This window comes from Pseudonocardia kongjuensis (assembly GCF_039526905.1).
Taxonomy (GTDB): domain Bacteria; phylum Actinomycetota; class Actinomycetes; order Mycobacteriales; family Pseudonocardiaceae; genus Pseudonocardia; species Pseudonocardia kongjuensis.
Genome location: NZ_BAAAJK010000027.1, coordinates 98,234 through 105,587 on the forward strand (window position 1 = coordinate 98,234; position 7,354 = coordinate 105,587).

At 73.7% G+C, this 7,354-nt stretch carries 8 protein-coding genes; 5 read left to right on the plus strand and 3 right to left on the minus strand.

The window, feature by feature from the left end; all coding sequences use genetic code 11:
* Window positions 1-6 precede the first annotated feature (6 nt).
* Together ABD160_RS21735 and ABD160_RS21740 are read left to right on the plus strand one after the other, a co-directional pair.
* The gene (locus ABD160_RS21735) at window positions 7-975 is read left to right on the plus strand and encodes a D-2-hydroxyacid dehydrogenase family protein (protein WP_344025353.1); all 969 of its coding nucleotides are present in this window, start codon (window positions 7-9) and stop codon (window positions 973-975) included.
* On the plus strand, window positions 972-1,487 hold the full coding sequence (locus tag ABD160_RS21740; protein ID WP_344025355.1) for a gamma carbonic anhydrase family protein: 516 nt from the start codon (window positions 972-974) through the stop codon (window positions 1,485-1,487). The genes ABD160_RS21735 and ABD160_RS21740 overlap by 4 nt, the downstream gene beginning before the upstream one ends.
* 7 nt (window positions 1,488-1,494) lie before the next feature.
* Here the strand turns inward: ABD160_RS21740 and ABD160_RS21745 are convergent, their stop codons facing one another.
* The 3 genes from ABD160_RS21745 to ABD160_RS21755 are packed head-to-tail and all read right to left on the minus strand — an operon-like array spanning window position 1,495 to window position 5,074.
* A complete protein-coding gene (locus ABD160_RS21745) occupies window positions 1,495-2,790 on the minus strand; it encodes an acyl-CoA dehydrogenase family protein (protein WP_344025358.1) in 1,296 nt (431 codons plus the stop codon).
* Entirely contained in the window at window positions 2,790-3,554 is a 765-nt protein-coding gene (locus tag ABD160_RS21750) for an SDR family NAD(P)-dependent oxidoreductase (RefSeq protein ID WP_344025360.1), read from the minus strand. Before ABD160_RS21750 ends, ABD160_RS21745 begins: the two co-directional genes overlap by 1 nt.
* Window positions 3,551-5,074, minus strand: coding sequence for a PucR family transcriptional regulator (locus ABD160_RS21755; protein WP_344025361.1), 1,524 nt, complete (start codon window positions 5,072-5,074; stop codon window positions 3,551-3,553). The genes ABD160_RS21750 and ABD160_RS21755 overlap by 4 nt, the downstream gene beginning before the upstream one ends.
* Window positions 5,075-5,183: 109 nt before the next feature.
* Between ABD160_RS21755 and ABD160_RS21760 the strand changes: the two genes are divergently transcribed.
* The 3 genes from ABD160_RS21760 to ABD160_RS21770 form a co-directional block, all read left to right on the plus strand.
* The gene (locus ABD160_RS21760; protein ID WP_344025363.1) at window positions 5,184-6,275 is read left to right on the plus strand and encodes an LLM class flavin-dependent oxidoreductase; all 1,092 of its coding nucleotides are present in this window, start codon (window positions 5,184-5,186) and stop codon (window positions 6,273-6,275) included.
* 51 nt (window positions 6,276-6,326) lie between these two features.
* Window positions 6,327-6,980 carry a TetR/AcrR family transcriptional regulator gene (locus ABD160_RS21765; protein WP_344025365.1) on the plus strand — a complete coding sequence of 218 codons (654 nt, stop codon included), beginning with the start codon at window positions 6,327-6,329 and terminating at the stop codon, window positions 6,978-6,980.
* A partial coding sequence (locus ABD160_RS21770) for a nuclear transport factor 2 family protein (protein ID WP_344025367.1) occupies window positions 6,977-7,354 on the plus strand: 378 nt, incomplete at its 3' end. The genes ABD160_RS21765 and ABD160_RS21770, both read left to right, overlap by 4 nt.

The following is a 7,354-nucleotide window of genomic DNA, read 5'->3' on the forward strand; positions in this document are numbered from 1 at the left end:
GCCGGCATGCCGTTCCGCGTCGCGCTGCTCGACGACCACCAGCAGGTCGCGCTGTCGCTGACCGGATTCCCCGGCGACGTCGAGGCGGTCGCCTTCGCCGATCACGTCGCCGATCCGGCGCAGCTCGTCGCCCGGCTGCGCGGGTTCGACGCCGTCGTCTGCATGCGCGAGCGCACCCCGGTCACCGCCGAGGTCCTGGACGCGCTGCCCGACCTGCGGCTGGTGATCACCACCGGGCTGCGCAACGCCTCGATCGACGTCGCCGCCGCGCACGCCAGGGGCGTCACCGTCTGCGGTGCCCGCGGCCCCGCCGCGCGGGCGAGCACCACCGAGCACACCTGGGCGCTGCTGCTCGCGCTGGCCCGCAACCTGCCCGCGCAGGACGCCGCGATCCGCTCCGGCGGCTGGCAGCTCGGCCTGGGCACGGTGCTCGCCGGATCCACCCTCGGCCTGCTCGGGCTGGGCACCCTGGGTGCGGCGATGGTGCCGGTGGCCCGCGCGCTCGGCATGCACGTGACGGCGTGGAGCCCGAACCTGACCGCGGCGCGGGCCGCCGAGATCGGCGTCGAGGCGCCGGACCGCACCACGTTCTTCCGCACCGCGGACGTGCTCAGTGTGCACCTGGTGCTGTCCGCGCGGTCGGCGGGCGCCGTCGGCGCGGCCGAGCTGGCCCTGATGAAGCCGACCGCGCTGCTGGTGAACACCTCGCGCGGCCCGATCGTCGACGAGCAGGCGCTGCTCGACGCGCTGCACGCCGGCCGGCTCGGTGGCGCCGCACTGGACGTCTACGACACCGAACCGCTGCCCGCCGACCATCCGCTGCGGACCGCCCCGCGCACGGTGCTCGCCCCGCACACCGGCTACGCCTCCCGGCAGTCCTACGCCGAGTACTTCGCGGACGTCACCGACGACGTCGCCGCGTTCCGGGCCGGCACCCCGGTCCGGGTCATCGACCCCCCGGAAGGAACCCCGTGATCGAGATCAACGGCCACCGGCCCGACGTGCACACCGACGCCTGGATCGCCCCCGGCGCCGTGCTGGCCGGCGACGTGCGGATCGGCCCGGACGCCGGTGTCTGGTACACCTGCGTGCTCCGCGCCGACTTCGCGTCGATCACCGTCGGCGCCCGGTCGAACGTGCAGGACGGCACCGTCGTGCACGCCGACCCGGACTTCCCGGTGACCATCGGCGAACGGGTGACGATCGGGCACCGGGCCGTCGTGCACGGCTGCACCATCGACGACGACGTGCTGGTCGGGATGGGTGCGGTGCTGATGAACGGGGTCCGGGTCGGCTCCGGCTCGCTGATCGCGGCCGGCGCCGTGCTCACCCAGGGCACCGTCGTCCCGCCCGGGTCGCTGGTCGCCGGGCTGCCCGGGAAGGTGCGCCGCGAGCTCACCGACGACGAGCGGAAGTCCATCCCGCTCTCCGCCGAGGCGTACGTGCACCTGCTCGGGCAGCACCGGGCCGCCACCGCGGACGGCTGATCCGGCGTCAGGCGTTCGCCACCAGGTGCTCCAGCCGGGCCGCGACGTGCGCGCGGGCCGCGTCGGCACGGGCCGGCAGGTGCCCGGACCCGAACAGCGGCTCGCCCGGTTCGACGTCGCGCAGCAGCTGCCGGGCCAGGGTCTGCCGGTGCACCTCGGTCGGGCCGTCCGCGATCGCCATCACCTGGGCGTCGACCATCATCGCCGAGAACGGCATCTCGTTGGAGATGCCCAGCGCCCCGTGCAGCTGCATCGCCCGCTGCACCACGTCGTGGTAGACCCGCGGCATCACCACCTTGACCGCGGCGATGTCCTTGCGCACGGCCCGGTAGTCCTGGTGCCGGTCGATCAGCCAGGCCGTCCGCAGCAGTAGCAGCCGGAACTGCTCCAGGTCGATCCAGCTCTCCGCGACCTTGTCCTGGGTGGACTGCATGTCGGCGAGCCGGCCGGTCCGGGTGCTGCGCGACACCGCCCGCTCCAGCATCAGGTCGAACGCGCGGCGCATCTGGGCGATGGTGCGCATCCCGTGGTGGATCCGGCCGCCGCCGAGCCGGGTCTGGGCGATCGCGAACGCCCGCCCCCGCTCCCCCAGCAGGTGGTCGCCGGGCACCCGCACGCCGTCGTAGCGCAGGTAGGCGTGACTGGAGTGCTCGGGTGACTCGGTGCCGACACCGGCGTCCCGGACGATCGTCAGGCCGGGCGTCGCCCGGGGCACGATGAACATCGACATCCGGTCGTGCGGCGCGGCGTCCGGATCGGTCGCCGCCATCACGATCAGGAACGACGCGTGCCGGGCGTTCGACGAGAACCACTTCTCGCCGTCGATCACCCAGCCGTCGCCGTCCGGGACCGCGCGGGTGGTGAACAGCGTCGGATCGGCGCCGGCCTGCGGCTCGGTCATCGAGTAGCAGGAGGAGATCTCGCCGTCGAGCAGCGGCTGCAGGTAGCGCTGCTTCTGCGCGTCGGTGCCGAAGTGCGCCAGGATCTCGGCGTTGCCCGAGTCCGGGGCCTGGCAGCCGAACACCGTCGGCGCCCACCGGGACCGGCCGAGCAGCTCGTTGAGCAGCGCCAGCCGGACCTGGCCGTAGCCCTGGCCGCCCAGCTCGGGCCGCAGGTGCGCGGCCCACAGACCGCGGTCGCGGACCTGCTGCTGCAGCGGCCGGACCAGCCGGCGCGCGGTCGCGTCGGACTTGTCGTAGGGGTCGCCGAGCACCAGGTCGAGCGGCTCGATCTCGTCCCGGACGAACGCGTCCACCCAGTCCAGCTTCTCCTGGTACTCCGGCTCGGTCTCGAAGTCCCACATCAGAAGTTGCCCTTGGCGGCCCAGCCGCCGTCCACCGGCACGGTCTGCCCGGTCTGGAAGCCGCCCTCCCGGAACAGGTAGGCGGCCATCGCGGCGATCTCCTCGGGGCGGCCGAGCCTGCGGATCAGGTGGGCGTTGGCGTTGGCCTCGCGCATCTCGTCGGTGATCTCGGCGAGGATCGGGGTGTCGATGGTGCCGGGCGCGATGGCGTTGACCAGGATCCCCTGCTCGGCGTACTCGAACGCGGCCTGCTGGGTCAGCCCGACCACCCCGGCCTTCGCCGCCGAGTAGGACGCCAGGTTCGGCAGCCCGCGCAACGCCGCCATCGACGAGATGTTGACGATCCGCCCGCCGCCACCGGCGACCATCTGCGGGATGACGGCCCGCATCCCGAGCCAGACCCCCTTCAGGTCGGTGTCGATCACCACCTGCCAGGCGTCCTCGGTGAGGTCGACGACGGTGTCCGGGCTGAGCAGGTTGACCACCCCGGCGACGTTGGCGAGCAGGTCGATCCGGCCGTGCTCGGCGACCACGGCGGTGACCGCACGCTCCCAGTCGGCTGCCCTGCGGACGTCGAGCTCGACGGCCGCCGCCCGGCCGCCCTCCTTGTCGGCGAGTGCGACGGTCTCGGCGCAGTCCCGGATGTCGGCGCAGGTAACGACGGCGCCCTCGGCGGCGAGCCGCAGGGCGGTGGCCCGGCCGATGCCCTGGGCGGCGCCGGTGACGATCGCGACCCGGTCCTGCAGGGTGTCCTGCACGGTCATGGTGTTCCCTCCTGGAGTGGTGCCGCCCCGGCGGCGAGGACGTCCACCTGCAGCGCGAGCTGGGCGGTGAGCAGCGCGTCGAACCGGCGCATGTCCAGCCCGGTCAGGTGTTCGATCCGGCCGAGCCGGTAGCGGACGGTGTTCTCGTGCACGCCGAGCCGGGCGGCCGCCGCCCGGACCTGGGCGCCGGCGGCCAGGTAGCGGCGCAGGGTCTCGACCAGGTCGCCGCCGGTCTCGGCGTCGCTGCGGCGCAGCGGGCCGAGGCACTGCTCGGCGAACCGGGCGGCGGCCGCGGCCCGGCCGCCGTCCACCACCAGCCGCAGCGTCCGCAGCTCCGGCACCCCGACGACGTCGGCGGTCCCGCCGAGCGCGGCGGCCAGCCGGTCGACGTCGCCGGTCTCGGCGAGTGCCGCGGGCAGGCCGCTGATCTCGCGGACCGCGCCGGAGACGACCGCGCGCCGCACCCCGGTGGCGGCCGCGATCCGGTCCAGCCGTCCGCGCAGCGCGCGGTGCACGGCGCGGAGCCCGCCGGGGGCCGGATCCGCGGGCAGCTCCAGCAGCGCCAGCACGGCGTCCGGCCCGGGCAGCACCGCCGGGACCGCGCCGGGCAGGTCACCGACCGCATCACCGATCGGATCACCGGCCGCACCGCCGACAGCACCGCCGGCCGCATCTCCGGCAGCGCCGCCGACAGCGCCGACGGCAGCACCTCCGGCCGCACCTCCGACAGCGCCGACGGCAGCACCGCCAGCAGCACGTCCGGCAGCACCGCCGGCAGCACCGCCGGCAGCACCGCCGGCCGCACCGACGAGCGCATCCGCGACCGCGTCCCGGCAGCCCGACGCCGAGCGGCCGTCGCGCACCGGGAACCGCACCAGCAGGTGGACGGCGGCCGGATCGAGCCCGGCCCGGACGGCGAGCCGGCGCAGGTCCGGCTCGTCCCGGGTGCCGTGGAGCAGATCGGTGAGGACGTCGTCGCGGTCCCGGGCGACCGCCCGTTCGGCGACGGTCTCGCCGAGCAGCTGGACCGACAGGATCGCCGCCGCCTGTTCCGCGGCCGGGGTGTCGGCCGGGCGCAGCGGACGCCCGAGCTCGGCGACGTCGAGGTAGCCGGCGACGCCGTCCTCCCCCGTCAGCACGGCGAGCAGGTGCCGGCGGGCCATGCCGTGCACCGGGTCCGGCGGCAGGACGACCGAGGGCCGGGCCGGGCCGAGCCGCGCGACGGCGCGCCGCACCCCGGGCACGGCGAGCGCCGTCGCGGGCAGCGGCGGCGGTGCGTCCAGCCGGAAGGCGGCGGGTGCCGACCAGCAGCGCACCCGGCCCAGGTCGGGCGACCGCAGCGCCACCGGCAGGCCGAGCAGCTCGGCGGCGCGGATCACCAGGCGTTCCGGCCCGGCGCCGTCGAGCACCGCGGCGGACAGCCCGCCCAGCAGCCGGACCAGCGGATCGGGCGGGTCCGGGACGAGTACCGGCCCGGGCCGCGTACCGGGGTCCGGCTCGGCCGTGAGGGGTCTGGCCATCGCTCGCTGCCACCTCCGTCGGCGCCTTGACCCGCTGTGACGAGTCACACTACCCTCGCAGCCCTAACGATCGTTAGGCAACCCCTGATCCGAGGAAAGGCGAACCGCCATGGATGTCGGTGTCCTGCTTGTCTTCCAGAACTGGCACGAGGATCTGAGCGACGCGGAGATGTTCCGCCAGGAGGCCGAGCTCGGCGTGCTCGCCGAGGAGTACGGCTTCGACTCCGCCTGGGCGGCCGAGCACCACTTCGACGACTACTCGATGTGCCCGGACAACCTGCAGCTGATGACCTACCTGGCCGGCCGGACCAGCCGGATCAAGCTCGGCACCGGCGCGGTGATCCTGCCGTGGAACGACCCGCTCCGGGTCGTCGAGAAGGTCGCGATGCTCGACATCCTGTCCCGCGGACGGGTCGTGTTCGGGATGGGCCGCGGCCTGGCGAAGATGGAGTACGAGGGCTTCCGCCAGGACATGAACGAGTCCCGCGGCCGGTTCGACGAGGCCGCCCCGCTGATCATCGAGGGCCTGCGGAAGGGCTACGTCGAGCACCACGGCACGTACTACGACCAGCCCCGGGTGGACATCCGCCCGGCCCCGGAGGCCGGGAACGACTGGGACGGCAGGCTCTACGGCGTCGCGATGTCCCCGGACTCGGTGCCCGCGGTGGCGAAGATCGGCGCCCGGATGATGACCTTCATGCAGTACCCGGCCGAGCAGCACGTCCCGGCGATCGAGCGCTACCGCGAGGTGTACCGGGAGACCCACGGCACCGAACCGGGCCCGGTGCTCACCCAGGACTTCATCTACTGCCACGAGGACCCGGAGGTCGCCGAGCAGACCGCCCGCGAGTACCTGTCGCGGTACTTCCTCTCGGTCGTCAAGCACTACGACTTCGCCGGGAAGCACTGGCGCGAGACGAAGGGCTACGAGGCTTACCAGGCCGGTGCGGACATGATCCGCGAGGCCGGGATGGAGGCCGCCGCGGCCGGCTACGCGGACACCCAGATCTGGGGGACGCCGGAGCAGATCGTCGAGAAGTACCGGCACCGCCTGGAGCTGTTCGGCGACCACCAGCCGAACGTGGCGCCGTCGTTCGCGGGCCTGCCGTTCGACAAGGTCCGGGCCAGCCTGAAGCTGTTCGGCGAGAAGGTCGTGCCCGAACTGCACAAGATGGGCGTGACGGCGCCGGTGCCCGCCTGACCGGGCGCCCGGCCTCCACCGGAGGTGGGGACAGTGACAGGGTCTCGGGTCATGAACGTCGATCCGAGCGACGGGCATCGGCCCTCCCGCGGAGGCACCCGCAAGGCCGAGCTCGTCGCGCTGGCGAGCCGCATGTTCCGCGAACACGGCTACCACGGCGTCGGCATGCGTGCCCTCGCCGACGCCGCCGGGATGCAGGCCGCGTCGCTCTACCACCACTTCCGGAGCAAGGAGGAGCTGCTCCTGCACACGATCTACGTCGTGGACCGCGACATGGTCGTCGAGCAGATGCCGCTCCTGGACGGTCCGGAGAGCCACGCCGAACGGCTGACCCGCCTGGTGCGCGCGCACATCACGCACATCGGCGCCAACCGGGACGCGTGGCTCGTCGCGGGACGGGAGCTGCGTGCACTGTCCCCGGACCGGCTGGAGGCCGTGCAGGGCTACCGGCGCGACTACCAGCGCAGGATCGCCCGGCACCTCGCCGAGGGGGTCGACGCGGGCGAGTTCGACTGCCCCGACCCCCGGCTGGCCACCCTGGCGATCCTGGACCTGATCAACGGGCCCAACGAGTGGTTCGACCCGGGCGGGCGGCTGACGATCGAGCAGATCGCCGACCGCTACGCCGAGATGGTCGTCCGCCAGCTGGCCCCGCCCGCCCCCACCGCCGGGGGCGGGCCGACCACGAGGGACGGCGACACGTGAGCAGCGAGCAGAACAAGAAGATCGTCACCGAGTTCATGGAGGTGTTCTCGGCCGGCGACGTCGACGGGATCATGGACCGGCTGACCGACGACGCGACCTGGTGGGTGGCCGGCACCATCCCCGGGATCTCCGGCACCAAGGACAAGGCCGGCTTCCGGGAGATGGTCTCCGGGATCGCCGCGTCGACCACGAGCGGCGCGATCCGGCTGACCCCGCTGGCCTTCACCGCCGAGGGCGACCGGGTCGCGGTGGAGACCGAGTCCTACACCGAGCTGAAGAACGGCCGCGTCTACAACAACCTGTACCACTTCCTGTTCACCGTGCGGGACGGCCGCATCTCGTCGGTGAAGGAGTACCTGGACACCGAGCACACC

Bases quoted from the DNA above. Each gene is read 5' to 3' on its own strand.
- ABD160_RS21750 (WP_344025360.1), bottom strand. From the start codon at position 3,554: ATGACCGTGCAGGACACCCTGCAGGACCGGGTCGCGATCGTCACCGGC.
- ABD160_RS21745 (WP_344025358.1), bottom strand. From the start codon at position 2,790: ATGTGGGACTTCGAGACCGAGCCGGAGTACCAGGAGAAGCTGGACTGG.
- ABD160_RS21765 (WP_344025365.1), top strand. From the start codon at position 6,327: ATGAACGTCGATCCGAGCGACGGGCATCGGCCCTCCCGCGGAGGCACC.
- ABD160_RS21755 (WP_344025361.1), bottom strand. From the start codon at position 5,074: ATGGCCAGACCCCTCACGGCCGAGCCGGACCCCGGTACGCGGCCCGGG.
- ABD160_RS21735 (WP_344025353.1), top strand. From the start codon at position 7: ATGCCGTTCCGCGTCGCGCTGCTCGACGACCACCAGCAGGTCGCGCTG.
- ABD160_RS21760 (WP_344025363.1), top strand. From the start codon at position 5,184: ATGGATGTCGGTGTCCTGCTTGTCTTCCAGAACTGGCACGAGGATCTG.